The organism is Kribbella sp. NPDC004138 (assembly GCF_053603655.1).
Map to the genome: position 1 here is coordinate 126,720 of NZ_JBSGFZ010000026.1, position 24,893 is coordinate 151,612.

Annotated in this window: 22 protein-coding genes; 13 read left to right on the forward strand and 9 right to left on the reverse strand. The window is 70.8% G+C overall.

Features of this window, described 5'->3' with window-relative positions; genetic code table 11:
* Positions 1-11: 11 nt before the first annotated feature.
* Genes ACWEOO_RS32300 through ACWEOO_RS32315 form a run of 4 tightly spaced genes read right to left on the reverse strand, consistent with a single transcriptional unit; the run spans position 12 to position 4,511 of the window.
* On the reverse strand, positions 12-1,343 hold the full coding sequence (locus ACWEOO_RS32300) for a glycoside hydrolase family 32 protein (protein ID WP_452146248.1): 1,332 nt from the start codon (positions 1,341-1,343) through the stop codon (positions 12-14).
* Complete coding sequence (locus ACWEOO_RS32305; RefSeq protein ID WP_452146249.1) at positions 1,340-2,179, reverse strand: carbohydrate ABC transporter permease; 840 nt, start codon at positions 2,177-2,179, stop codon at positions 1,340-1,342. The genes ACWEOO_RS32300 and ACWEOO_RS32305 overlap by 4 nt, the downstream gene beginning before the upstream one ends.
* Entirely contained in the window at positions 2,176-3,108 is a 933-nt protein-coding gene (locus ACWEOO_RS32310; RefSeq protein WP_452146250.1) for a carbohydrate ABC transporter permease, read from the reverse strand. Before ACWEOO_RS32310 ends, ACWEOO_RS32305 begins: the two co-directional genes overlap by 4 nt.
* Positions 3,108-4,511: an ABC transporter substrate-binding protein gene (locus ACWEOO_RS32315; RefSeq protein ID WP_452146251.1), complete on the reverse strand. Its 1,404-nt coding sequence runs from the start codon at positions 4,509-4,511 to the stop codon at positions 3,108-3,110. The genes ACWEOO_RS32310 and ACWEOO_RS32315 overlap by 1 nt, the downstream gene beginning before the upstream one ends.
* Positions 4,512-4,672: 161 nt before the next feature.
* Between ACWEOO_RS32315 and ACWEOO_RS32320 the strand changes: the two genes are divergently transcribed.
* Genes ACWEOO_RS32320 through ACWEOO_RS32330 form a run of 3 tightly spaced genes read left to right on the forward strand, consistent with a single transcriptional unit; the run spans position 4,673 to position 8,165 of the window.
* Complete coding sequence (locus tag ACWEOO_RS32320) at positions 4,673-5,731, forward strand: LacI family DNA-binding transcriptional regulator (RefSeq protein ID WP_452146252.1); 1,059 nt, start codon at positions 4,673-4,675, stop codon at positions 5,729-5,731.
* Positions 5,728-7,176 (forward strand): glycoside hydrolase, encoded by a 1,449-nt coding sequence (locus ACWEOO_RS32325; RefSeq protein ID WP_452146253.1) that lies wholly within the window; start codon positions 5,728-5,730, stop codon positions 7,174-7,176. Before ACWEOO_RS32320 ends, ACWEOO_RS32325 begins: the two co-directional genes overlap by 4 nt.
* A 26-nt stretch (positions 7,177-7,202) precedes the next feature.
* Positions 7,203-8,165: a family 43 glycosylhydrolase gene (locus ACWEOO_RS32330; RefSeq protein ID WP_452146254.1), complete on the forward strand. Its 963-nt coding sequence runs from the start codon at positions 7,203-7,205 to the stop codon at positions 8,163-8,165.
* Here ACWEOO_RS32330 and ACWEOO_RS32335 read toward each other — a convergent pair.
* Entirely contained in the window at positions 8,162-8,851 is a 690-nt protein-coding gene (locus ACWEOO_RS32335; RefSeq protein WP_359935493.1) for a GAF and ANTAR domain-containing protein, read from the reverse strand. The two genes, ACWEOO_RS32330 and ACWEOO_RS32335, sit on opposite strands and share 4 nt — an antisense overlap.
* Positions 8,852-9,050: 199 nt before the next feature.
* Between ACWEOO_RS32335 and ACWEOO_RS32340 the strand changes: the two genes are divergently transcribed.
* The 4 genes from ACWEOO_RS32340 (at position 9,051) to ACWEOO_RS32355 (ending at position 12,583) form a co-directional block, all read left to right on the forward strand.
* Positions 9,051-9,689 carry an ANTAR domain-containing protein gene (locus ACWEOO_RS32340; RefSeq protein ID WP_452146255.1) on the forward strand — a complete coding sequence of 213 codons (639 nt, stop codon included), beginning with the start codon at positions 9,051-9,053 and terminating at the stop codon, positions 9,687-9,689.
* Between the two features lie 227 nt (positions 9,690-9,916).
* Positions 9,917-10,309 (forward strand): STAS domain-containing protein, encoded by a 393-nt coding sequence (locus ACWEOO_RS32345; RefSeq protein ID WP_452146256.1) that lies wholly within the window; start codon positions 9,917-9,919, stop codon positions 10,307-10,309.
* Positions 10,296-11,597, forward strand: a complete 1,302-nt coding sequence (locus ACWEOO_RS32350) for a PP2C family protein-serine/threonine phosphatase (RefSeq protein ID WP_452146257.1) — start codon at positions 10,296-10,298, stop codon at positions 11,595-11,597. Before ACWEOO_RS32345 ends, ACWEOO_RS32350 begins: the two co-directional genes overlap by 14 nt.
* Positions 11,594-12,583 carry a cobalamin B12-binding domain-containing protein gene (locus ACWEOO_RS32355; RefSeq protein ID WP_452146258.1) on the forward strand — a complete coding sequence of 330 codons (990 nt, stop codon included), beginning with the start codon at positions 11,594-11,596 and terminating at the stop codon, positions 12,581-12,583. The genes ACWEOO_RS32350 and ACWEOO_RS32355 overlap by 4 nt, the downstream gene beginning before the upstream one ends.
* A 7-nt stretch (positions 12,584-12,590) precedes the next feature.
* Here ACWEOO_RS32355 and ACWEOO_RS32360 read toward each other — a convergent pair whose 3' ends face one another.
* Positions 12,591-14,603: an MMPL family transporter gene (locus tag ACWEOO_RS32360; protein ID WP_452146259.1), complete on the reverse strand. Its 2,013-nt coding sequence runs from the start codon at positions 14,601-14,603 to the stop codon at positions 12,591-12,593.
* 95 nt (positions 14,604-14,698) lie between these two features.
* On the opposite strand from ACWEOO_RS32360, the gene ACWEOO_RS32365 reads away from it, so the two are divergent.
* Positions 14,699-15,181: a MarR family winged helix-turn-helix transcriptional regulator gene (locus ACWEOO_RS32365; protein WP_359935505.1), complete on the forward strand. Its 483-nt coding sequence runs from the start codon at positions 14,699-14,701 to the stop codon at positions 15,179-15,181.
* A 6-nt stretch (positions 15,182-15,187) separates the two neighbouring features.
* Here the strand turns inward: ACWEOO_RS32365 and ACWEOO_RS32370 are convergent, their stop codons facing one another.
* The gene (locus tag ACWEOO_RS32370) at positions 15,188-16,543 is read right to left on the reverse strand and encodes a dihydrolipoyl dehydrogenase family protein (RefSeq protein WP_452146260.1); all 1,356 of its coding nucleotides are present in this window, start codon (positions 16,541-16,543) and stop codon (positions 15,188-15,190) included.
* 160 nt (positions 16,544-16,703) lie between these two features.
* Here ACWEOO_RS32370 and ACWEOO_RS32375 point away from each other — a divergent pair, with 160 nt between their 5' ends.
* Genes ACWEOO_RS32375 through ACWEOO_RS32385 form a run of 3 tightly spaced genes read left to right on the forward strand, consistent with a single transcriptional unit; the run spans position 16,704 to position 19,540 of the window.
* Positions 16,704-17,309, forward strand: coding sequence for a muconolactone Delta-isomerase family protein (locus ACWEOO_RS32375; protein ID WP_452146261.1), 606 nt, complete (start codon positions 16,704-16,706; stop codon positions 17,307-17,309).
* Complete coding sequence (locus ACWEOO_RS32380) at positions 17,306-18,790, forward strand: DHA2 family efflux MFS transporter permease subunit (protein WP_452146262.1); 1,485 nt, start codon at positions 17,306-17,308, stop codon at positions 18,788-18,790. Before ACWEOO_RS32375 ends, ACWEOO_RS32380 begins: the two co-directional genes overlap by 4 nt.
* Before the next feature lie 21 nt (positions 18,791-18,811).
* Positions 18,812-19,540, forward strand: coding sequence for an SDR family oxidoreductase (locus ACWEOO_RS32385; protein ID WP_452146263.1), 729 nt, complete (start codon positions 18,812-18,814; stop codon positions 19,538-19,540).
* On the opposite strand, the gene ACWEOO_RS32390 is transcribed toward ACWEOO_RS32385, so the two are convergent.
* Complete coding sequence (locus ACWEOO_RS32390; protein ID WP_452146287.1) at positions 19,537-22,242, reverse strand: ATP-binding protein; 2,706 nt, start codon at positions 22,240-22,242, stop codon at positions 19,537-19,539. The genes ACWEOO_RS32385 and ACWEOO_RS32390 overlap by 4 nt on opposite strands.
* Before the next feature lie 447 nt (positions 22,243-22,689).
* Between ACWEOO_RS32390 and ACWEOO_RS32395 the strand changes: the two genes are divergently transcribed.
* Together ACWEOO_RS32395 and ACWEOO_RS32400 are read left to right on the forward strand one after the other, a co-directional pair.
* Positions 22,690-23,553, forward strand: a complete 864-nt coding sequence (locus ACWEOO_RS32395) for an extracellular catalytic domain type 1 short-chain-length polyhydroxyalkanoate depolymerase (RefSeq protein WP_452146264.1) — start codon at positions 22,690-22,692, stop codon at positions 23,551-23,553.
* A 74-nt stretch (positions 23,554-23,627) separates the two neighbouring features.
* Positions 23,628-24,215: a hypothetical protein gene (locus tag ACWEOO_RS32400; protein ID WP_452146265.1), complete on the forward strand. Its 588-nt coding sequence runs from the start codon at positions 23,628-23,630 to the stop codon at positions 24,213-24,215.
* Between the two features lie 2 nt (positions 24,216-24,217).
* On the opposite strand, the gene ACWEOO_RS32405 is transcribed toward ACWEOO_RS32400, so the two are convergent.
* The gene (locus ACWEOO_RS32405; protein WP_452146266.1) at positions 24,218-24,811 is read right to left on the reverse strand and encodes a TetR family transcriptional regulator; all 594 of its coding nucleotides are present in this window, start codon (positions 24,809-24,811) and stop codon (positions 24,218-24,220) included.
* Between the last annotated feature and the right edge of the window lie 82 nt (positions 24,812-24,893).

The following is a 24,893-nucleotide window of genomic DNA, read 5'->3' on the forward strand; positions in this document are numbered from 1 at the left end:
ATCAGTCGTTTTCACCAGCTCAGCTTCCAGATCCGCGCCGTCGCCGGCGCTTCCACACCCCACGTGGGCGGGGTGGTCGGGTACACGCGGGTGCTGAGGACCCTGCCCGCGCTGGTGAAGACCTCGAGCACCGAGCCGTCGAGGATGATCCGTGCCGCCGGCCGGTCCGACGCCGGGTCGAAGGCGTCCGTCACCCGCATCCGCCCGCCGTGGGCGTGCCGGTCGAGGCCGGCCTGGCTGCGGTCGATCGTCAGCGCGTTCGCGTCGAGCTCGATCACGAGCCGTTCCTGGTCGCTGAAGTGGATGACGACCTGTCCGGAGCCTTCCGGTACGACGATCTCGCACTGCGCGCCGGTCGACGCCCCGTCGGCGGGTGAGCCATCGCCGACGCGCAGCGAGTCGACCGTCGGAACCGGGGCGCTGCGGAGTGACGAATCGGCCCCGAGCCAGACGACGCGGGGCAGCGAGATCACCCCCGCCCAGTCGTCGTTCCACCCGGGGCGGTCGCGCCCCTCGGTCAGCCAGCCGAACAACAGCGGGCCGAACCGGCTGTCGCGCAAGGCCGACGCGGCGTAGAAGTTCGTCCCGTGATCGACCCGCTGTGGAGCCGGCGGCCCGTCGACGCCGAACGACAGCACCTCGCCGGGACCGCCCTCCGGCGACCACGAGGAGACCACCGCGATCCGCCGGCCGTCGATCGTCAGCATCTGCGGACATTCCCACGCGGCACCGGTGTCCTCGCCGCCCACGACACCGCGAGGCAGTTCGGCGAGCGGTCCGGCGTCCGTCCAGTTCTCCAGATCGTTCGACCGGTACGACGCGATGCTCGCGCCGCGTCCGGCGTACCCGGCGCCGACCGCCATCCACCACGAACCGTCCTCCCGCCAGACGAACGGGTCGCGGAACATGATCGCGCCGTCGGCGGGGTCGGGCACCACCTGGCGCGGCGGCCCGAACGACGCGCCGCCGTCGTCGGACACCGCGGTGAGGACCGACTGGTACGGGCGCTCCTCGACCCGGCCCGAGTAGAACGCCCGGATCCGGCCGTCGTCGAGCACCGTGTTGCCGGACCAGCAGCCGTCGGTGTCCGGACCGCCCGGCCGGGGCGCCATCGCGGGCCGGTGCAGCGTCCAGCGGACGTAGTCGGTCGACGTCGCATGACCCCACTCGACCGGGGCCTGCAGGTCGAGTACCGGCCGCGACTGGAAGTACAGGTGGACGTCGTCGCCGAGCTCGATCGGGCCGTTGGGGTCGTTGAGATAGCCGCGCGGCGGCCGGACATGGAACGCGGGACGGAGATGCGCGACCGTGCCGGCCGATCGGGCGGACTGGATCTGGGTCACCGTGAAGCTCCTGCCGTGATTCCTGCGATGAAGTACCTCTGGGCGAAGACGAACAGCACGACGCTCGGCAGGATCGCGAGCACGACACCGGCCAGCACGACCGAGATCGAGCCGGTGCCGAGATTGCCCTGCAGACCGACCAGGCCGAGCGGCAGCGTGAAGCTGTCCTGCGACTGCAGGAAGATCAGCGGCCGGTAGAACTCCGCCCAGAAGCCGGAGAAGTTCAGGATCGCGAGGGTCGCGATCGCCGGGCCGGCCATCTTGGCGTAGATCATCAGGAAGGTCTGGAAATGCCCGGCGCCGTCGATCCGTGCGGCCTCGCCCAGCTCGCGGGGCATCTGCAGGAAGTACTGCCGCATCAGGAAGGTGCCGAACGCGCTGCCGAGCGCCGAGACCACCAGCGACAACGGGCTGTCGGACAGGCCGAGGTACCGGACGATCACGAACACCGGGATGATGATCGTCTGCAGCGGCACCATCATCGTGGCCAGGAAGATCCCGAAGATCACCGAGCGCCCCGGGAAGCTGACCATCGCGAACGCGTACCCGGACAGCGTGCAGGTGATGGTCTGGCCGACCACGATCAGCCCGGTGACGACCACGCTGTTGACGAAGAACCGGCCGATCGGGATCCGGTCGAAGACCGCACCGTAGTTGGAGAAGTCCGGGTGCAGCGAGAACCACTGCGGCGGGTTGGTGAACGCCTCGGCCGGTGTCCGCAGCGACGTGGTGACCGTCCACAGCAACGGGCCGAGGGCAACCATCGCGGCGATCACCAGGATCGCGACGCCGGTGCCGCGGCCGATCCGGGCGAGGGTCGAGGTGGAGTGGATCATTGGTAGAACACCAGCTTTCGTGCCGCGAGGAACTGCAGCCCGGTGATCACCAGGATCGCGGCCAGCAGCACGATCGCGATCGCGGAGCCGTAGCCGAACTGCAGGTTCTGGAAGCCCTTCTGGTACATCGCGATCGTGACCGTCGTGGTCGCCGATCCCGGCCCGCCCTTGGTCATGATGTACGGCTGGTCGAACAGCTGCATCGCGTTGATCAGGGCAACCACCGCGGCGAACAGGATCGTCGGGCTGATCAGCGGGATCTTGATCCGCAGCAAGGTCCGCAACGGCCCGGCGCCGTCGATCTGGGACGCCTCCAGGACGTCGGTCGGCACCGACATCAGCGCGGCCACGAACAGCACGAACGTGAACCCGGCCTGCTGCCACACCGCGATCAGCACGATCGTGGTCGCGGCCGCGAATCCGTTGGTCAGCCATGGCACGTTCGGGATTCCGAGCAGGCCGAGGTAGTAGTTCACGACGCCGAACTTGTAGTCGAACAGATAGCCCATGAAGATCGACACGGCCGCCGTCGACGCGAGCAGCGGAAGGTAGAACGCGGTTCGGAACACCGTCCGCACCCAGATCAGCCGACGTTGGTTGACCAGGACCGCGAGCCCCAGCCCGACGGTCAGCTGCAGGACGACGATCGCGAGCGCCATGCCGAGCGTCACGCCGAACGACTTGAGCACCGGTCCGTCGGTGAACAGCCGCCGGTAGTTCTCCAGCCCGACGAACTCGGGCGACGAGATGACGTCCCAGGAGAAGAACGACAGGCCGAGCGACGCGACGATCGGGATCGCGGTGAAGACCGCGACGAACAGCACCGACAACCCGATCATCGCGAACCCGAACCGCGTCTCCCCGTACGAGCTCGGGTGGCTGCGCGGCTTCACCGCCGTCCGCCGTACCTCCGCGGTGACGGCAGTCATCAGCCGGCCCCCGCAGCCTTCTCGAGGTCGGACTGCAACCCGTCGAGCGCCGCCTTGGCGTTGCCGGACGAGATCGCCTCGGTGGTGCGCTGGTTGAGCGCGGTCGCGAGCGCGTTGTAGTACGGCGGCGCCGGGATCGGGGCGGTGTCCGGGTGCTTGGTCAGCGTGTCGTAGAAGACCGACCAGTGCTTCGGGCCGGTCTTCGCGTACCGCGCGGCCGTCACCAGGGACTTGCGGCCGGGCGTGGTGACGTTGCCCGGGAACACCAGGTCGAACGTCTCCGGCTTCACCAGCAGCTTCAGGACCTCCCAGGCCAGGTCCTTCTTCTTCGACGACTTGAAGATCGCGTACCCGCCGGCGCCGAACAGGTGCCGCTGGCTCTTCCACTTCGGGAACATCGTGACGTCGAAGCTGCCGTTTTTCATCCCGGCGTTGGTCAGGCCGCCGGCCCAGAATCCGCCGCCGATCGACATCCCGATCCGGTTCGATGCGAACAGGCCCTGCAGCGTGCCGCCCCCGCCGACGTCGGGCGAGGGCGACAGGCCCTTCTTGGTCAGCTCGATCATGTAGTTCAGCGCCTCGACGGTGGCCTCGGAGTTCGCGGTCGGCGCGCCCCACTTCCAGCCGCCCTTGCGGCCCGCGGCGGCCGCGTCACCGGCGTACGCCTTGTTCCACAGCCAGTCGCCGCCGTCGTACTTGCCCTCCTCGAGCAGGTTGGCGTTGTTGGCGTACATGAACGACGTCCAGCTGCCCCACAGCCGGACCACCCAGCCGAAGGCGTTGACGCCCTGGAACTTCGCGATCTTGGTCGCGGCCGCCTCGAAGTCGTCGAGGGTCCAGTTCTCGCTCGGCGGTACGACGCCGGCGCGCTGGAACAGGCCGGTGCTGTAGAACATATTTCCGGCGTTGAAGCTGTCCGGGAGCTCCCACAGGTGGCCCTGGTACATCATCGACTCGACCAGGGCCGGGTGGATGTCGGCGAAGTACTCCTTCAGCGCGTCGAGGTCCTTGGTGACGTAGTCGTCGAGCGGGACCGCGAGCTCCTTCGACGCCATCAGCTGCAGGCCCTCGGTGGCGACGCTGATGATGTCCGGCGGCGTCCCGGCGGCGATCTGGGTCAGCACCTTCGCCAGGAAGTCGTTCCAGTCGGTGCCGTTGATGGCCGAGATCTCGAACTTGATGCTCGCGTCGAGCTTGGCGATCTGCGGCTGCAGGCGGTTCTGCAGCTGGGTGGCCGCGGCCTGCTCACCGAAGTACAGCATCTTCAGCGATTTCGGCGAGCTGCCGCCGTCCTTGCCGCAGGCGGCCAGATCGGCCAGTGCGGCCAGGCTGAGGCCACCGGCTCCGGCCTTCAGCAGAGTACGGCGGGCGAGCGCGCCGCCGGGCGGACGAGTACCTGTCATCTGGGTTCCTCCTTGACCGCTCGGGCAGCCCGGCAAGGCCGCCCAATACGTATTGACCCGGGACCGTAGCAGCGGTGTACGGTGTGACGCAATACGTATTGGGTCGATCTGTGATAGGAAAATGACGGCGGCGACGAGGCCGCGCAGCGCAGAGGGGGACCATGGCGAAGCAGTCGGCCGGCCGGCCGAAACGGGTCACGATGACCGACGTCGCGCGACGTGCGGGGGTGTCCCAGCCGACGGTCTCGTTCGTGCTCAACGACCGTCGTGACGTCGCGGTGGCCGAGGAGACCCGGCGACGCGTCCTCGAGGCCGCGGCCGAGCTCGAGTTCGTCCCGAACCGGGCCGCGCAGCTGCTGCGGTCGAACAAGTCGTTCACGGTCGGCGTCGTGACGAGCGGCATCGTCTCCCAGCCGTATGCGGGTCTGATCGTGCTCGGCCTGCAACAGGTCGTCCAGCCCGCCGGGTACGTGTGCATGGTCGTCGACACCACCGACGACCCGGGGCAGGGCGACGACGCGGTGGCGAGTCTGGTCGGGCAGGGCGTCGCCGCGATCGTGTACGCGTCACTCTCGCCGAAACCGTTGCACCGCAGCCCGCGCCTCGACGGGATCCGGACGATCTTCGTGAACTGCTGGCCCGAGGAGGGGCACGCCGACACGGTCCTGCTCGCCGACGAGTACGCTGGTGGGCGCGCCGCGGCCGCATCGGTCTTCGACCGCGGGCACCGCGACGTCGCCTTCCTCGGCGGTATGCGGAACGACTACGCCTGCAAGGAGCGCCGCCGCGGCTTCGACGACGCCGCCCGCGCGGCCGGTCTGCGGCCGGCCGACCTCGTCCACCGGTACGGCAACTACCAGATCGGCTCCGGGTACGACCTCGCGACCGAGGTGGTGCCGGAGCACGGATCGACCGCGCTCGTGTGCGGCAACGACCGGATGGCGATCGGTGCGCTGCTCGCCGCGCACGCGCTCGGCCTGGAGTGCCCGCGCGACATCAGCATCGTGGGCTTCGACGACCAGCCTGACGTCGCGGACCAGGTCCGCCCGGGGCTGACCACCGCCGCACTGCCGCACCTGATGCTCGGCCGCCGCGCGGGGGAGCTGGTGCTGTCCCCGCCGGACGAGGCCCCCGAGCGGATCATCGTCGACTGCGAGCTGATCGAGCGCGACTCGGTCGGCGATCCGCCGCGCCGGCGCCGGCGCGGGACGCCGCAATGATCCACTGGCGCCCGCCGTCGGGCTTCGTCGGTGACGTGATCCCGTTCGGCCACGCCGGGCGGATCTGGTTGTTCTACCTGCTCGACGAGCGCCCCGACGACCCGACCGCAGAGGAGGGTGGGATGCCCTGGGCGTTGCTGTCGACAACGGATTTCGTGCAGTACACGGACCACGGCGTCGTTCTGCCGGCCGGTGGTCGCGACGACGAGGACTTCGACTGCTACACAGGAAGTGTGGTCGCCGACGGGGACCGGCTGCATCTGTTCTACACCGGCCACAATCCGCGGCGCGGCGATGCGGGCGGCTCGTTCCAGGTGGTCTGTCACGCGGTCAGCGACGGTGATCCGACGCGCTGGACGAAGCACCCCGCGTTGTCCTTCGGTGCGCCGGAAGGCTTCGTGCCACAGGACTGGCGTGATCCGTTCGTCTACCGGGTCGGTGAAACCTGGCAGCTGGTGCTCGCTGCGCGGTACGCCGCTGCGCCCGATCGCCGGTGCGGTGTGGTGGCGCGGCTGACGTCGACCGATCTGGAGAAGTGGGACCTCGCGGAGCCGCTGTGGGAGCCGCACCGGTTCATCACCCAGGAGTGCCCGGACGTGTTCCAGTGGGGCGACTGGTGGTACCTGGTCTACTCCGAGTTCACCGACGCGTTCCAGACGCGCTACCGGATCGCGCGCGGTCCCGACGGGCCGTGGCTCGCACCGGCACGCGACACCGTCGACGGACGAGCGTTCTACGCAGCCAAATCGGTCGAACACGACGGACGGCGGTTCTTCGTCGGCTGGATCCCCACGAAACAAGGGGATTCGGACACCGGCCCGTGGCAGTGGGCCGGCGACCTCGCTGTCCTCGAGGCGCATCAGGAGGACGACGGCACGCTGGCGTTCGGGTTCCCGCGTGAGGTCGTCGCGGCGCACGGCGACGTACAGGATGTGCAGGTGTCGCCGCTCGACGGCGCGGACGCCGTGCCGGGGCAGGGCGCGATCGACCGGTACGCCGCTTGGATCGCTGAACCCGTTCCCGAGCGGTGCCTGATCACACTGACCGTCGACGTCGATCCCGGTACGCAGTCGTTCGGCTTGCTGCTGCATGCCGGGTCGGACGGCGAGGACGCGACGATCGTCCGCCTGGAGCCACAGGCGAACCGTTTGGTCATGGATCACTGGCCCCGCGGCCGCACCGGCCCTGCGCAGTGGCAGGTTCGCGGCGACGTGCCGTACGTCGTGGAGCTCGAGCGAGCCTGTCCGCTGCCGCCTGGCCGGCATACGGTGCAGGTTCTGCTGGACGGGACGACCGGTCAGGTCGTGGTCGACAACCGGGTCGCGCTGAGTTTCCGCCGGTACGACGTGGGGCTTGGGCAGCTGGGCCTGTTCGTCACAGACGGCGGGTTCGGCTTGGTGTCGCTGAAGGTGGCCCGGTGGCCGGGGTACATTGCAGCACCTTGACAACCCCGACGCCCACGGGAGTTCGCATGCGCCGTACGCCACTTGTCCTAGGTATCGCCGCCAGTCTGTGCGCAACGCTGATGCCGGCGGGTGTCGCCGAGGCGGCCGGGCCGAGCAGTGTGCGCCGGGTCGGCACCGAGGAGTTCGCCGACCCCGGATTCGCGCACTTCGGCTCGAAGTACTACCTGTTCCGGACCGGCGCCGGCTACGGCGCGCGCTGGACGACGAGCAGCGGTTGGTCGGCGGTCCACAAGTCGATGGCGGCGATCCCGGCCTGGGTCGATCACAGCAAGCCGTTGCTGTGGGCACCGGAGGTCTTCCAGAGCTCGGACAGCCGCGGCGCGTTGTACGTCATGTACTTCACCGGCGAGTCCGCGTCCCGGCACGTGCACTGCATCGGCGTCGCGACCTCGCGGCAACCGGCGGGCAACTACACACCCGGTGCGAAGCCGGTCGTGTGCTCGCCGTGGGTCTCGCGCGGGTACGAGGCGATCGACCCGGCGGCGTACCGCGCCAAGGACGGCAAGCGGTACCTGATCTACAAGAGCGACTACCGCAACGCGTCCGGCTTCCAGATCCGCGCGGTGCAGATGGACACCCAGACCGGTACGCGGGTCGTCGGCAACAGCATCGCGAAGATCGTCAGCTCGACCAGGATCGAAGGCCCGTCGGTGATCGCGCACGGCGGCAAGGTGTGGTTGTTCGCCTCGCGCGGTGACTACGTCAACTGCTCGTACAACACCGACGTATGGTCCGCGAACACCTTCTGGGGCGGGCGTTTCACACGGGTGAAGACCTTGATGACGACCACCTCGACCCGGCTCTGCGGTCCCGGCGGAGCGACCGTGCTGAACGTCGGCGGGACCACGCGGATCGCGTTCCACGCGTACGTCGACGCCAACCGCAACGGGGTGAAGGACTCGAACAAACGGCAGGCGTACACCGGCGTCGTGAAGTGGACCAGCGCCGGCAACCCCTACCTCAGCTAGGTTCGCGCCTTCTTGGCGGTGTCCCGGACCACCCCGGCCGCGACCTCGCGGAGCTTGACGTTGCCGGTCTGCGACGTCCGGACGAGGAACGTGAAGGCCCGGTTCGCGTCGAGCTGGTAGCGCTCCATCAGGATCCCGATGGCGGTGCCGATCGTGGTCCGGCTCTCGAGCGCCTCCGTCATCGTCGACTCCTGCCGGCTCCAGCCCAGCAGGACGGCGGCCCAGTCGGCGTACATGCCCGCGATGTAGTGGGCGTCGGCGTCGAAGGCCTGCGGCTTGTCGGCGTACAGGTTGAGCGCGCCGCGGACCCGCGGCGCGGCCCGGAACTGGAACGAGAGCTGCGAGTGCATCCCGAGGGCGGCGGCCTTCGGACCGTACTGCGGCCATCGGTCGTCGGTTCCCAGGTTGTCGACCTGCACGACCGGCTCGCTGAGCGCCGCGTCGAGGCACGGCCCCTCACCCAGGTCGTACTGCAACTGGTCGACCTCGGCCGCGAGCGGATCGGTCGGTGCGAGCGTCTCGATCGTGCCGTCGGTGCTGGTCACCGAGATGCTGGCGCCCGTGATGCCGGGGATCGACGCGGCCACGCTGGAGGTGATCAGGTCGAGCGAATCCTCGGCCGTGACCGGCGTTCGCAATGTGTCGGCGACCGTGGTCATCAGGTCGGCCAACTCCGGTAGTTCCATCGCAGTACCCTCGACTCGAATGGTCGGCGGCGCCGACCGGTGGGTTCATTGTGCGTCTTCCGGGCCACCGTGCCCAGCGCGGCCCCACCGGCCGGAAAGTGCCCGGACCGGCGGCCTGCGGGGGACGGATCGCCTATGATCCCGACGATCCAGACCAGGACTTGGCGCCCGCCGGTCCACGTTGCCGATGGGGAGTCCGTTGCGAACAGACGACGAGCAGATCGTGCGCCGTAAGGCGGCAGAACTCGCCGACGTGGCGTTGCGGCTCCAGTCCGCCCGGGACACGACCGACCTACTGACAGTGACAGCCGAGCTGGCAGCGACGTTCTTCGCCTGCCCACTGGTCGGCGTCGCCACGCTCGGCCGCGACGCGGCGCTCCTCGACACGGCCGGTCCGGCAGCCGATCTGCTCCGCGACGACGCGTCGGCGCCGGCCGGTGCCTTGCGGCGTTCGCTCGAGGCGGCCGAGCCCGTGTCCGCCGACGTACGCGATGCCAGGCGCGTCACGCACGTCCCGTTGATCCCGGGCCGCGGGCGGGCCGTCGGTGTGCTGTCGCTGTACTGGCCCGGCACGGTCACCGACCTGACGTACGTCAGGCCGTTCTCGACCCATGTCGCTGTCGCCATGGAATCGCTGTGGTACCAGCACCGCTTGCACGCGTCGATCGAGACGCACCGCCTGGTCAGCTCGAGCCTCGGGGTGCTGATGGAGCGCTACGGCATCGACAGCCGGGAGGCGTACGAGGTGCTGAGCGGGATCTCGCTGGAGTACAACGTGAAGCTGCCCGAGATCGCCCGCCGGGTCATCGAGGACCGCGACCTGCCGGTCTCCCGCTGACCCTGCCCGCTCCCTGTACACGGTCGTGAGCGGACAGTCGCGATCACGGCGGCCGGTCGCCGGATGCAGGTGTGTCAGGTTGCCCGCGCCGGGTGGCGGTGATAGTTGTAGGCGAGGTCATCGGTTTAGCCAGCAGCCGAGTATTGGCCCGCGCCTTCGCGCGCGTTGAGCCGTCGGGTTGCCTGCGTCGTCCGTTGCCAGGTGCCCGGCAGGAAGCTGCTGCTGTCATGCTCGATGAAGGTGCCGAACTCGTCCTCGCCACGATCGATGCGGGGTCGTACGTGATGGTCCGGGTCGTGGGCGACCTCGACCTGGAGAGTGCGCCGGTGCTCACCGCCGGCCTGAAGGCCCAGCTCGGACCACGCCCGATCGTGCTCGACCTGAGCGGGGTCGAGTTCATGGACTCCAGCGGCCTCGGCGTCCTGGTCGGCGCGCACAAGGAAGCGGCGGCGCGGGACGGCGCCCTGGTCCTGGCGGCGCCCAGCCCGCGGGTGCACAAGATCTTCAAGGTCACCAAACTGCACAAGGTGTTCGCCGTCCACGAGACGGTCGACCAGGCGGTCGAAGCGGTCGTTTCAACGGTTCCGGCCACTGGCTCGGTGACCGATGATCAAGGCTGAGGACACCACCGGCACCGGACCCGCACCGGCAACGACCGGGGCCCGGCCAGAGCTCGCGGAGGACATCGCGCTGGCGATGGCAGGTTCGCTCAACCTGCGGCGCTCCGTCCTGCAGCTCCTCGACGGGGTACGCCCGGAGGTCGCCGATTGGGCGGTGGTCGCGCTCGCCAGTCCGCAGGGCGCCGGTCTCCAGCTGTTCGGGGGCAGCGACGTGACGGCCGAGCTGACTGTGTCGCGGCGGCGTGTGGCCGGCACAGCTCTCGGGCGGGTGCTGACGACCGGTATGCGGGAGCTCTTGCATGTCGCCGCGGGGGTCGAGGACGGCCTGTCCGCGCTCATCCCGCATTCGGTCTTGCGGCACGAGGCTGCGTCGCTGCGCCCGGCGGACGTACTCGCCATCGGCCTGACCGCGCGCGGCGCGACGCTGGGCGCGCTGATCATGGTGCGCGGGCAGGGGCGCGGATTCGGTTCGGACGACATCGCACTGGCCGAGCGGATCGCCGCCCGGGCGTCGCTGGCGCTGGACTCCGCACGGCTGTACGAACAGCGTGGCGAGATCACGTCGGCGTTGCACGACAGCCTCGTCCCACCGCCGCTGCCGGACGTGCCCGGTGCCGTGCTCGGGGCGCGCTATCGGCCGGCTGCCGAGCAGCTCGACATCGGCGGTGACTTCTACGACGTCTTCCGCGCGGGGGCGGACTGGCTGATCGCCCTGGGCGACGTCTGCGGCAAGGGCGTGAATGCCGCGGTCCTGACCGGCAGAGCACGCCAGAGCCTTCGGACCGCGGCACATTTCGAGCGCGAACCGGGCGCTCTGCTGGGCGCGCTGAGCGCGGTCTTCCACGACGACACGTCGGAGCGTTTCATCACACTGCTCTGCCTGCGCGTTCGCCCAGGAGAGAGTCCTGAGGCCGGGGACCTGGTCGTGGAGGTCGCGTCCGCCGGCCACGCACCACCACTGCTTGTCTGCGCCGACGGCGAGGTCGAGGCCGTCGAGGCGGAAGGCGCGGTGCTGGGCGTCGTCGGCGATGCGCAGTACGTCGCGACCACGGTCCGGCTGGCGCCCGGCGATCAGCTGGTGCTGTACACCGACGGTGTCGAGGAGGCCCGCGGTGAGTCCGGTTTCTACGGCGACGACCGGCTGGCCGAGCTGCTGGGCCGGCTCGCCGGTGCCGCACCCGACGTGGTCTGCGCCGCCGTCGAACAGGACGTGGTCGAGCACCTCGCCGGTCGTGCTCATGACGACATCGCCGTGGTGTCGGTCGGCTGCGCGCGGACGACCGCATGAGCGCGACCGATCTCGGAGCGACCCTGACGGCGTTCCAGGACGCCGTGGCGAAGGTCGATGTCACGAACGCACTCGGTGTCGTGGATGCGGCGCTGGCGGACGGTGTGGACCCGATCGCGTTGCTGACCCAGGTCGTCGGTCCGGCCCAGCGCGTCGTCGGCGACAAGTGGCAGCGCGGGGAGTGGTCGGTGGCGGACGAGCACGCCGCGACCGCGGTGGCGATGTCCGCGACCGAGACGATCGCACGGGCAGTACGGCGTACGCCGGTGGTCCGGGGGCGGGTCGTCGTGGCGTGCGCCGAGCGCGAATGGCATGCGCTCGCGGCGATGATGATCGACTGCGCGCTGCGATCCGATGGGTGGGAGACGACGCTGCTCGGCGCGTCGACACCGGCGCTGCGGCTGAGTCAGTACCTGCAGGATCTCGGCCCGGACGCGGTGGCGGTCAGCTGCTCGGTCCTCGGCTCGCTGCCGACCACACGACGCTTCATCGAGGCGTCGCGAGCCGCGGGCATCCCGGTGCTGGTCGGCGGGCCGGCGTTCGGGACCGACGACCTGCGGGCCACCAGCCTCGGGGCGACCGCCTGGGCCGCCGACGCGGCCCACGCGATCGAGGTCATCCGGACCATGCCCGCCGTGGTGCCGCGGGCGGAACCGCTGCCCGAGGCCGCGGCGGCCGAACAAGCCGCGCTCGAGCTGGCGCACGCGGCCTTGATCGCCGACCTGACGTCGAGATGGCCGGGACCGGCGTGCGATCTGGACCCGGATCTGGTCAAGGACTCGATCGAGCAGTTGCTGCACGCGGTCTGGGCAGCGCTGCTGACCACTGACCCGCGTCCGATCTCACAGACCGCGGGCTGGGTCACGGCGCTGCTCGAGTTCCGTCGGCTGCCACCGGCTCTGGCGACCGGCCTCCGGGACGAACTGACCCGCGCGCTGCGCGACTATCCGCTGGCGAGCTTCCTGTTCGCCACGTCCTGGACCTGAGCGCCGCTCATGATGTTGCCGTAGGCACCTTTTGCCCGGACCTGCTCGGCCACCAGAACCGGTCGCCGAGCAGGAAGGCCAGCGCCGGGACGACGACCGTGCGGACGAGCAGGGTGTCGAGCAGGACGCCGACACAGACGATCACCCCGACCTGGGTCAGCGTGATCAGCGGGAGCACGCCGAGCACCGCGAAGACGGACGCCAGCAGCAGCCCGGCGCTGGTGATGACGCCGCCCGTCACCCGGAGCCCGGTCAGCATGCCTTCCCGGGTGCTCGTGGTCCGCGCCTCCTCGCGAGCCCGCGTGGTCAGGAAGATGTTGTAGTCGACGCCGAGCGCCACGAGGAACAGGAACGACAGCAAGATGACCTGTCCGTCGAGGGCCGGGAACCCCAGGAGATGGTCGAACAGCAGCCAGCTGGCCCCGAAGCTCGCGAAGAACGACGCGATGACGGTCAGCAGCAACAGCACGGGTGCCAGCACGGACCGCAGTACGGCCACCAGGACCGCCCCGACCAGCAGCAGGATCAGCGGCATGATCAGCAGCCGGTCACGCTGATCGGCCTCGTTCGCGTCGAGGGTCTCGGCCGCGCCCCCGCCGACCAGGACGTCCGTCCCGACCTGGTCGAGCCGCTCGCGGAGGTCCCGGACCACGGCGAAGGACTCGGGACTTCCCGGCTCGGCGGTCAGCACCACGTCGTACGAGGCGAGTTGGTCGTTGCGGGCGCCCGGCCGGACCTCGGCGACGCCGGGTGCGTCCTTGATCGACGCCGCCACCGCGGATGCCTGCTGCGCGGGACCGATCACCGTCAGCGGCTCCGTGGAGCCGGCCGGGAACGCCTCCGCCAGGATCTTCGCGCCGCGCACCGCCTCCGGCTCGACCCGGAACTGCTCGTTCTGCGCGAGACCGGTGCGGACGCCGAACGTGCCGAGCGCGAGCCCGGCGAGAACCAGAGTGGACAGCACGAGCACCACGGCCGGCCGGCGCGCGACAACCGCCCCGAGGCGGCCCCACAGCTTGCCCTCGGTCGCGGGGTCACCCACCCGCGGCACGAACGGCCAGAACACCTTCCGTCCGAACAGCACCAGGACCGCGGGCAGGACGACGAGCCCGGCGACCATCGCGAGGGCGATACCGATGATGCATCCGATCGCGATCCCGACCAGCGTCTCGGTGCTCGCGAGCAACAGCAGAGCAAGTGCGGCGATGACGGTGCCGCCGCTGGCCAGGATCGGTTCGGCGACCCGGCGTACGGCGAGGGCCATGGCGTAGCCCGGCCGCTCCTCGTGCCGGAGGATCTCGCGGTACCGAGCGATCAGGAGCAGTGCGTAGTCCGTGGCGGCGCCGAAGACCAGCACGCTGACGATCCCGGTGACCTGTCCGCCGCCGGGAATCCCGAGGCGTGACAGGACCTGGTCGGACAGGCTGGTCGTGACCTGCTCGGTGAGCCCGACGACGATCAGTGGAAGAAGCACCAGGCCGGGACTGCGATACGTCAGCAGGAGCAGCAGCGCGACCACTGCGGCGGTGACGATGATCAGCTTGCTGTCGGCGCCGTCGAAGACCTTGGTGAGGTCGGTGGTGAAGGCAGCGGGACCGGTGACGGCGGTCTCCAGGCCGGACGGCAGATCGCGCAGCTTCTCGCGCAACTGGTCGACGGCTGTGGCGATCGCGGCGTCGTCGCGCTCCGACAGGGGGAGTACGGCGAGTGCGACGCGCCCGTTCTCCGGGACCTGCAACGGGGCCCGCACGCCGACCGAGGCGGCCTTGGCCTGCGCCGCGGACCGGTCGGCGGCGGTCAGCGAGCCGCCGTCGGACCGGCTGAACACGATCAGCGCGGCGGAACCGTCGGCCTGGGGGAGCTGCGCGCGAAGCTGCTCGACCTGCGCGGACTCGGCCGCGGTCGACAGACCCGTCGCGGATCTGGGCGCGGCCTCGCCCGGGCTGGGCAGCAGCAACGCCGCGGCCGCCAGCAGGACGGCCACGAGGACGACGAAGGCGGCCGTGCGCCGACTGCGCACCAACCGGGCCGGACCTGGCACAGTGACTCCCAACGAGACCTAGAAAACTCGATGATCAAGTATCTTGATTTCCAAGACATTAGGAGGTGGAGGTGGTGGAGCGCAAGTCCCGGCCCCCACAGGACGACCTGGTCGGCCTGGTGCAGATGCTCGTCGCGGAGGGGCAGCGGATCGCGCACGTGTTCGCCCAGCGGCACGGCGTCCACGGCACCGACGTCGAGGCGTTGGTGCGGATCCTCGTCGCCGGCGAGCGTGGCCGGCCGCTGACGGCCGGCCAGTTGGCCGCCGAACTGGGACTGACGACCGGGTCCGTGACGACCCTGCTCGACCGGCTCGAACGTGCCGGCCACGTCCAGCGGGAACGCGACCCGGCCGACCGGCGCCGGGTGATCCTGCGGTACGGCGAGCCCGGCCGCGAACTCGCCGGCCGGTTCTTCACGCCGCTGGGAGCCCATCACCGCGCGGCCACCAGCGAGTTCACGCCCGCCGAGCTCGAGGTCGTCAAGCGCTATCTGACGGCGTCCATCGACGCGTTCCGCGCGTATCGCTCGGAGCTGAGCGAGCAGCCCAAGCGCTGAGGCGTGTCAGCGTGCGGTGACTTGGGCCTCCAGATCGCGCAGCGCTTGGAGGAAGGCTTCGGAGAACGTCGGGAACGGCTGGATGACGTCGAGCATGACGGGCAGCGGGACCTTTGCGCGGATCGCCAGCGTGGCTTGTTGCAGCCACTCGCCGGCTTCCGGGCCGACGGCGTACGCGCCGGTGATCAGGCTTCCGTCCGAGACCAGCGTCAGGAAGCCGGGCTGGGTGTCGTACGAGCGGAGGTACGTCGCGGTTCGTGGCACCCCGGACAGTTGCACGGTGGCCACGAACGCGCCGTCCGCGGCGCCGACCGACGCCGCCTGCGGGTAGCAGTACACGACCCGCGGCACCGCTTCGTAGTTCGCAGTCCGGGGCCTGCCGAGAATGTTGCTTGCGGCAACACGTCCCTGGTACTCGCCGACGTGCGTCAGTTGCCACAGACCGGTGACGTCGCCGATCGCCCAGATGCCGGGAGCTGCCTGCAGCGTGTCGTCGACCGGGACGCCGCGCGGATCGGGATCGATGCCGACGGTCTCCAGCCCGATGCCGTCGACCCGCGGCCGGCGGCCGGTCGCGACCAGGATCCGGTCACCCGTCACCTGCGTCGCGTCGCTCAGGTCGACCACGTACGTCGATCCCGCGAGCGCGACGCGCTCCGCGCCGGTGCCGACCCGGACGTCCACGCCGTCCGCGGTGAGTGTGGTCGCGACCGCTTCGCCGACTGCCCGGGGTTCGCGGGGGAGCAGGTGCTCGCCGCGCTCGAGCAGCGTCACGGTCGCGCTCATCCGGGCCAGTGCCTGACTCATCTCGACCCCGGTGGCTCCGCCGCCCAGGACGATCAGCCGGTCCGGGACGTCGACCAGCCCGGTGACGTCGCGGTTCGTCCACACGCCGGGCAGGTCCTGGAGTCCGGGGACCGGCGGGATGACCGGGTCGGCGCCGGTCGCGACCACGATCGCGTCCGCAGTGTAGGTCCGGTCGTCCACCGCGACGGTGTGCGGACCCGCGAGCCGGCCGTGACCGCGCAGGACCTCGATCCCGGCGCCCTTGGCCCACGAGACCTGACCGGAGTCGTCGTACCCGGAGACCATGAAGTCCCGCCAGCCGAGGGCGACGGAGACGTCGAGCGAGCCGGTGACTGCTTCCCGGGCGCCGGGCGCGTCGAGTGCCTCGGCCAGCGCTTCGCCGGGGCGCAGCAAGGTCTTCGACGGGATGCAGGCCCAGTACGAGCACTCGCCGCCGAGCAGCTCACGCTCCACGACGGCGACGCGCGCGCCGCCCTTGGCCAACGTCGCGGCACAGTGCTCGCCCGGTGCCCCGGCGCCGAGCACGATCACGTCGTACTCGTGCTTGCTGTCCATTGCGCACTCCCTTCGGTTGCGTCCAGGGTGGCGCCCACCACGTGGCCGCCGGGCCAGTGACTGTCCCTGGTTTTCGCGACCAGGGACCGTCACTGGTGTCGTGGTGGCCGGGCGCGGCGGATCGTGGGACCCGGGGGCATCCACGAGCCGGAGGCTGGATATGGAATTTCTCGTCACGATGACGACCCGGGTGCCGGACGGCGTCACCGAGGCCGAGGTCGCCGAAGTGCGCGCCCGGGAGGCCGCCCATTCCGCGGATCTGGCCGGGCAGGGCCACCTGAAGCGTTTGTGGCGTCCGCCGCCGGCACCCGGTCAGTGGCGAACGCTCGGTCTGTTCGCGGCGGACGACGCCGCGGCGCTGGAGGTCGTCCTGGCCTCGATGCCGTTGCGGATCTGGCGGACCGACGAGGTGACCGAGCTGTCCGCCCATCCGAACGATCCGGGGGCTGATCGGATCGCGCTCGATCCGGGCGCCGGCGAGTTCTTCACGACCTTCGTCGTGGCCGTCCCGTCCGACGCGACCGCCGCCGACGTCGACGCCATGACTGCGCGGGAGGCGCGGCGGACGCGGGAGCTCGCGGCCGCGGGACAGCTGATCCGGTTGTGGCGGCTTCCGGGGGACGGCCGCAACCTCGGCCACTGGCAGACCGCAGAGGCCGAGCTGCTCCGCAAGATCGTCGACGGCCTGCCGATGGCGCCCTGGCTCTCGGTCGACACGCTGCCCCTGACCCGGCACCCGAGCGATCCCGGAACGGTCGCGCGATGACGACACGGAACGAGCCCGCGGCGGGCGGGGCGTCGTACGCCGGGATCGCGATCCGTGGGCGGGCCGGGGCCTTGCTGGTGGCGGCGACGGTGCTGGCCTCGATGGTCGGCTTCATCGACGCCTACATGATCAACGTCGCGATCCCCGCGATCGGCCGCGACCTCGGGACCGGTGTGACCGGGCTGCAATGGGTCCTGACCGGCTACCTGGTGACGGTCGCCTCGATGCTTCTCCTCGCCGGTGCGCTGGCCGATCACTTCGGCTGGCGCCGGCTCCTGATGATCGGCCTCGGCGTCATGCTGATTGCGTCGCTGTGCTGCGCGGCTGCCCCGAACACCGAGGCGCTGATCGCCGCGCGGGTCGTGCAGGGAGTCGGCGGAGCGATGGTCGTGCCCAGCAGCCTGGCCTTGCTCAACGGCACCTTGCGGCCCGCGGATCGTGCCAAGGGGATCGGCATCTGGGCAGGGTTGTCGACCCTCGGTACGACGCTCGGGCCGTACGGCGGAGGCTGGCTGATCGACCACGCCTCCTGGCGGTACGTGTTCCTGCTGAACGTTCCGCTGATAGGAGCGGCGCTCTGGGTACTGCGCGGCGTACCGGAAGTCAGCCGCCCGCGTCGGGAGCTCTCTGTCGACCTCCTCGGCGCTCTGCTCACCGTCGTCGGACTGGGCGGCGTGATCTATGCGCTGACCGCAGGACCGTCCGACGGATGGGGGAGCGCGACGGTGCTGGTCCCGGGCGGTGTCGGTGTGGTCTGTCTCGCCGCCCTGGTCCCGGTGGAGCAACGACAGGCAGCGCCCATGCTGCGTACGGCGCTCTTCCGGATCCGCCAGTTCGTCGCCATCAACGCCGCGACGGTCCTGTTCTACGGCGCACTGTCCGCCGCGAGCTACCTCGTCGTCCTGCAATGCCAGTTGCAGCTGGGGTACAGCGCAACCGAGGCGGGTGCGGCGCTGATCCCGGAGTCGGTGGTGTTCTTGCTCGTCTCGCCGTTCGCCGGCGCTCTGGTCGCCCGGGTCGGTGTCCGCTTGCCGATGGCTGCCGGCATCCTGATCGTGGCCGGCGGATTCGCGTGGTTGTCGGCGGCGAGCCCGGGCGAGAGCTACCTGAGCGCGATCCTGCCGGGCGCGCTGTTGTGGGGCCTTGGCATCGGACTGACCGTCGCTCCGCTCACGGCCGGCGTACTCGCCGCTGTCGACGACGCCGACCTCGGCGAGGCGTCGGCGATCAACGACGCCGCCTCCCGGGTCGGAGGCGTGGTGCTGATCGCGCTCGTCCCCGCGCTGCTCGGCGTCGGCGGCTCGGACGACCTCGTCCAGCCGCTCGGGCACCGGTACCAGACGGCGATGCTCGTGATGGCGGCTCTCAGCGTGGTCGCCGCGGTGATCACCCTCGGGTACGTCGCCCGCGGCCGCCCACCCGCCACCCAACTGCCGGCGACGCCGCGGGTTCACGGCTGCGCCGTCCCGGTGTCCACCTGACCTGAGGAGAGGGAGAACACGATGAACGGCAGTCTCGACGGGCAGCGTGTGGTCGTGATCGGCGGCAGCTCGGGGATCGGGCTGGCGACGGCCCACCAGGCCCGCAGTGCCGGCGCCCGGGTCGTCGTCACCGGCCGGAATCCCGAGCGGCTCGCCGCGGCCGCCGCCGAGGTCGGCGCGGAGAGCGCGCCGATCCTGGACCTGGGCGATCCGGGCCGTCTCGCGCAGGTCTTCGCCGACCTGCCCGCGGACCTCGATCACGTCCTGGTCAGCGGCGGCGGGCCGTTCTACGCACCGATCGCCGAGCTGGACTTCGACTGGGCGCTGCGGGTGTTCGACGAGGATCTGGTCGGCGCCCTCCGCATCGCGCGGTTGTGCATCGGAAGGGTCCGGGCCGGCGGCTCGCTCACCTTCATCAGCGGGACCGGCGCGCGCCGGCCCGGCATCGGCCTGAGTGTCGCCGCGATCGGGACCGTCGCACTGCAGGCGATCGCCGCCAACGCCGCGCTGGAGCTCGCCCCGATCCGGGTGAACGCGGTCGCCGCCGGATTCGTCGACACGCCGCTGTCGGCGCGGCTGCTCGGCGACCAGCTCGAGGCCCGCCGCGCCGACCTGCGGGCGACCCTGCCGATCCGGCGGGTGGTCGGCCCGGACGATGTCGCCGCGCTGATCCTGCACCTGATGACGAACACGGCACTCACCGGAGCGACGTACGACGTCGACGGCGGTCAGCAGCTGCTGCGGCACTAACCAGCGGCCTCGCTGACCGCGTCCGGCAGGGCGTCGCGCAGCTGCCGGCGCGAGCTGATGGCGAGCTTGTCGAAGATCTTGCGGAGGTGCCATTCGACGGTGCGCGGGCTCAGGAAGAGTCTGCTGCCCACCTCGGGGTTCGACAGGCCGTCGCGGACCAGCAACGCGATCTGGAGTTCCTGCGGCGTGAGTTCGTCACTCGTGCCCGGTCCGTTCGTCCGGCGGCGCACCGTCTCTCCGGTCGCCTGCAACTCGCGGCGCGCCCGCTCGGCGAACGCGGCCATGCCGATCGACGCGAACAGGTCGTACGCCGCCCGCAGCTCGGCCCGCGCCTCCCCGCGGCGCGTGCGCCGACGCAACCACTCGCCGTACAGCAGATGTGCCCGTGCCAGGTCGGGGCGCAGCCTGGTTCCGGTGAGGTGTTCGATCGCCTCGAGGTACGCACCCTCCGCGGTCGGGCCGTCGTCCAGCAGACCTCGCGCGCGTGCCTCGATACCGCGGCCCCAGCGCTCCTCGGTGTCCAGGGTCTTGTCCTGCAACAGGCCGAGTGCGGCGGCAGCCTCGCGCGGGCGTCCGCTGCGGACGGCCGCCTCGATCTGCTCGCTCAGCGCCCACGACGACACGAACAGCTCCGGTGTGTCCTCGCTCGCGGCGACTGCCCACGGCAACGCTTCGCCGTGGCGGCCGAGGCCGTTCAGTACGACGGACCGCGCCCAGCGCGCGTACTGCGCCGCCGTACCCTGCCCTCCGGCGATCGCGCTCTCGATGGTCTCGTCGATCAGCGGGAACGCCTCGTCCGGGAGCCCGCGCAGGGCAGCCAGCACCAGCCCGCCGTACGGCAGGACGTGCGCGCCGGTCGCCTCGCGGACCGCGTCGGCCTCGGCCCGCAGCGAGGTCGCCTCGGCGAAGTCGCCGGCCAGCGCGACGACCTGGCCGAGCACGTTGACGCCGACCGCCAGGACCGCCAGCGCGCCGGCGCCGCGCGCCACCTCGACCTGCCGGGTGGCGGTCGACAGGCACGCCTCGAAGTCCCATGCGGTCGCCGCGGCCGCGGTGGCCAGCCAACCCCAGCGCAGTACCTCCTCGACCGTGGCACCCTGATCACCGAACGCGCGGGCAGCCTGTTTGAGCAGTGGCACGGCACGAGGGCGGCCCTCGGCGAACAGCAGCGCGAACCCGTCCAGCAGGACGTCGGAGCTGCGGCCGGGGGTCTCGGGCCGGGGCGCTGACTCGGCCGCCGCCGAGACGTCGCGCAGACTCGCATCCGTGGCCAGCTGACCGGCGAACAGAGCCGCACTCCAGGCGTCCAGATACGTGTCGCGAGCGAGCCGGACGTCGAGCGGCTCGAGCGTCTTGGCCGCGCGCAGGAGCAGGCCGGGCGCGTCCCCGCCGCGTTGCTGCGCGTACGCCGCCTCGGCGCGGAGCAGATCGATCCGTGCCCGGCCCAGACCGTCGAGCTTCCCGGCCTCGGCCGTCGCCAGCAGCGCCCAGGCGGTCCCGAACGCACCGGCCTGCAGACTGGCCTGCGCGCCCGCCAGCGCGCGCTCGGTCCGGCGGACGGGGTCGCGGGTCAGCGCGACCGCCCGCTGCAGGAACGCAGCGGCGGCGGCGAAACCGCCCCGAGCCTGCGCGCGACCCGCGGACCGCTCCAGCTCGAGGGCAACGTCCTCGTCAGGTCCGGTTGCGGCGGCGGCCAGATGCCAGGCACGCCGGTCGGGATCGGTCGCCGAGTCCGTCGCTCCGGCCAGTGCCAGATGCACCGCGCGCCGCTCCGTCTCGGACGCCGAGCCGTACAGCGCCGACCGGACCAGCGGATGGCGGAACGTCACCCGCTCGCCCAGGCTCATCAGCCCGTCGATCTCGGCGAAGGCCACCTCGATCCCGAGCTGGTCGGCTGCCCGGCGGACCAGCACCGGATCGCCGATCGGCTCGGCCGCCGCCACCAGCAGGAGCCGGCGCGTCGGCGCGGGCAGGGTGTCCGCCTGCCGCAGGAAGCTCTGCTCGATGCGGCCGGGCAGCTCCTGGCCGCCGAGCAGGCCGAACCCGGCCGCGAGCTGCGTCGCGGTCAGGCCACGCGGCAGCTCGAGCAGGGCGAGTGGGTTGCCGCCGGTCTCGGCGACGATCCGCCGGCGCACCGGCTCGTCGAGCAGGAACTCGACGGCCGAACCGAGCAAGGCGTGGGCCTCGTCGGCCGGCAGCCCCTCGACCTGGAGCTCGGCGAGACCGTGCAGCTCGACACCGATCTCGCGGGCGCCGAACAACAACCCGACCGCCTCGGCGCCGATCCGGCGGGCGACGAACCCGAGCACCTGCGCGGTGGCTGTGTCGAGCCATTGCACGTCGTCGACGACCACCAGGACCGGCCGTTCACCGGCCAGGTCGGAGATCAGGCTGAGCACTGCGAGCCCGACCATGAAGCGGTCCGGAGCGGGGCCCGGCGCCAGCCCGAACACGGTCGCGAGCGCCCGGCGCTGCGGCTCGGGGATCCGGTCCAGCCGATCGAGGAGCGGCGCGCACAGCTGGTGGAGCGCCGCGAACGCCAGCTCCATCTCCGACTGGACGCCGACCGCCCGCAGCGTGCTGACGTCCGTCGCGGATTCGGCCGCGTAGGTCAGCAGGGCGGTCTTGCCGACGCCGGCCTCGCCGCGTACGACCAGCACCCGGCTCCTGCCGTTGCGGACATCGGTCAGTAACTGGTCCAGGACTGCCCGTTCCGCCCGCCGACCGAGAAGCTGCGCAGGTTGCGTTCGCTCCGCCCCCAGGTCGCGGAACCCGTCTCCACGTCCCAAACCGTCCGCCGCCCTTTCGCGGTACGCCTACGACGCGCCGAGTCCGTCCCGCCGCGGTCTGCCGAACCGCTCCAGCCTAAGACCGCAAGGCCGTTGCCGGAAGCAGCCCGCGACAGGCGCGCAGGCCGGGAGAACGGTGCACTGACTCCGTGCTTGTCGTCGCGCGCGGCTACACGCTGCACTGACCGAATGTGGTGCCGCACGACATGGCTGCGGCGGTGCGGGTCGTGCGACGTTCGGGTGAAGGACCCGTCCTGGAGGTGTGGAATGACTCTCCGTCCTGTCGTTTCGGCCATCGCTCTACTGGCAGCTCTGGCCATCAGTCCGGCGTCGCGAGCCGATGCCGCGACGCTCGAGGAAGTGACCGGATTCGGATCGAATCCGGGGAATCTGAAGATGTTCCGCTACGTGCCGCCCGGGCTCGGCGCCGGCCGGCCGGTGGTGGTCGCGTTGCACGGGTGCACGCAGTCGGCAGCGACGTACGACGACGAGCCCGGCTGGGTCGCGATGGCGCAGCGCGCGAACTTCACGCTGGTCCTGCCGCAGCAGCAGTCCGCCAACAACGCGAGCTCGTGTTTCAACTGGTTCGAGGCCGGTGACACGGCGCGCGGTTCGGGAGAAGCGCTGTCGGTCAAGCAGATGGTGGACCGCACTGTGAGTGATCTCGGCTCGGACACCGGACGTGTGTTCGTGACCGGCCTGTCCGCGGGCGGTGCGATGACGGCCGTGATGCTGGCGACGTATCCGGACGTGTTCGCCGGCGGCGCGATCGTGGCCGGCCTGCCGTACCGGTGTGCGACGTCACTCGTCCAGGCCTTCAGCTGCCAGAACCCCGGCGTCGACCTCACGCCGCGGCAATGGGGTGACAAGGTCCGCGCCGCGGCCTCGGCCACGCACCGGCCGAAGGTGTCGATCTGGCACGGCACCGCCGACTATACCGTTGCCTACCGCAACCTCAACGAGTCGATGGAGCAGTGGACCGACGTGAACGCCGCGGACCAGACCGCCGACGCCACCGAAACGGTCAACGGCGCCACGCACAAGTCGTACACCGACGGCACCGGTACGCCGGTCGTCGAGACCTGGTCGATCCCCGGCATGGGCCACGGCCAGCCCGTCGACCCTGGCGCCGGCGCGGACCAGTGCGGCGCCACCGCGCCGTACATCCTCGACGTCAACCTCTGCGCAGCCGCCCACATCACCCGCTTCTGGGGCATCACCTGATCTGCTACCTGCGGGGGACCTGATCCCCTCTCGCGAGGGAGGTCCCGGCGCGGTCGGCTCGCGAGGATCCTGGTATGAACCTCACCAAGAAGCTCGCCGCCCTGACCGTTGTGGCTACCACCGCTGTGGCCGGGATCTCCACCGCGCAGGCCGCTCCGAAGGTGGCTCGCGTCACCGGTGCGGCCGACTTCATGTTGCCGTTCGCCCCGGACGACGACGTACGCCACTTCGCCTTCGACGCCGCGGCCGCGCCGTACACCCGCCCGATCCCCGGCGCCCCGATCGGGCTGCCGACCGACGCGCGCGGCACCGTGCAGATCTCGCACTACGTCGCCGCCTGGAAGCAGACCATCCGCGCCGAGGGAACGGTGGACTGTCTGGTCACCGGGCCGGGCGTCGCTTCGCTGACCGCCAAGATCACGAGGGCGGACGAGCCGGTCAAGGACTGGGTCGGCAAGCGACTCGGCTTCAGCGTCCTGGACAACGGCAAGCACGATCGCGTCGGACTGTCCTGGACGGTCGTCAACCTCACCCAGAATGCGTCCGGTCAAACCGAGGAGGCGCCGGTCGGCACCTGCATGGCACCGGCCCCGTTCGCGCCGGTGACGAAGGGCGACTACAAGGTCCGGCACGTCGAGCTGCCGCCCCTGCCGGAAGGGTGACGTCAGCTCGGCGGCAGGCCAAGCACCCCGCGGACCGCCCGCATGGTCAGCTCTTTGTCGTGCGGCGGTCCGCCGACTGCGGCGGTGACGCCCTCGAGGGCACCGAGGTACGCCGAGGCGAGTGCGCGCGGCGGCGGGCCGGCGGGGATCGATCCGGTCCGCCGGCCGCGGGTGATGAGCTTGGCGATCGTGTCCTTCAAAGGCGTCATCAGTTCGGTGAGTGCCTTTGTGACGGCGTGGTCGCGGCCGGCGAACTCGACCCGCAGGCTCATCAGCACCGCGGCGACGTCGCGCCGGCAGTAGAGCGCGTGCGCCTGCGCCGTCCACAGCAGCCGCTCGGCCGGGTCGGTGATCGCCTCCGCGGGGTCGCCGACCTCGGCACGCCAGGTGCGAGACACCCAGTCGATGACGGCGAGTGCGAGCTCCTCCTTGTTCGCGAACTGGTGGTACAGCGCGCCGCGGGTGTATCCCGCCTCGCGGGCGATGTCGTCGAGCCGCACGTTCCCGTAGCCGTACGTCGAGAAGCCTCTCGCTGCGGCCTCGAGCAGCTTGTTCCGGGTCAGCTCGATCCGCTCCGCCTGCGTCCGCCGTTGCACAGCATCATCATACATTCACGCATGTATGTATGTGTGAGACAGCTCGCGTTGCCGGGGATGTCGCGGCGGGCGTAGCTTCCAG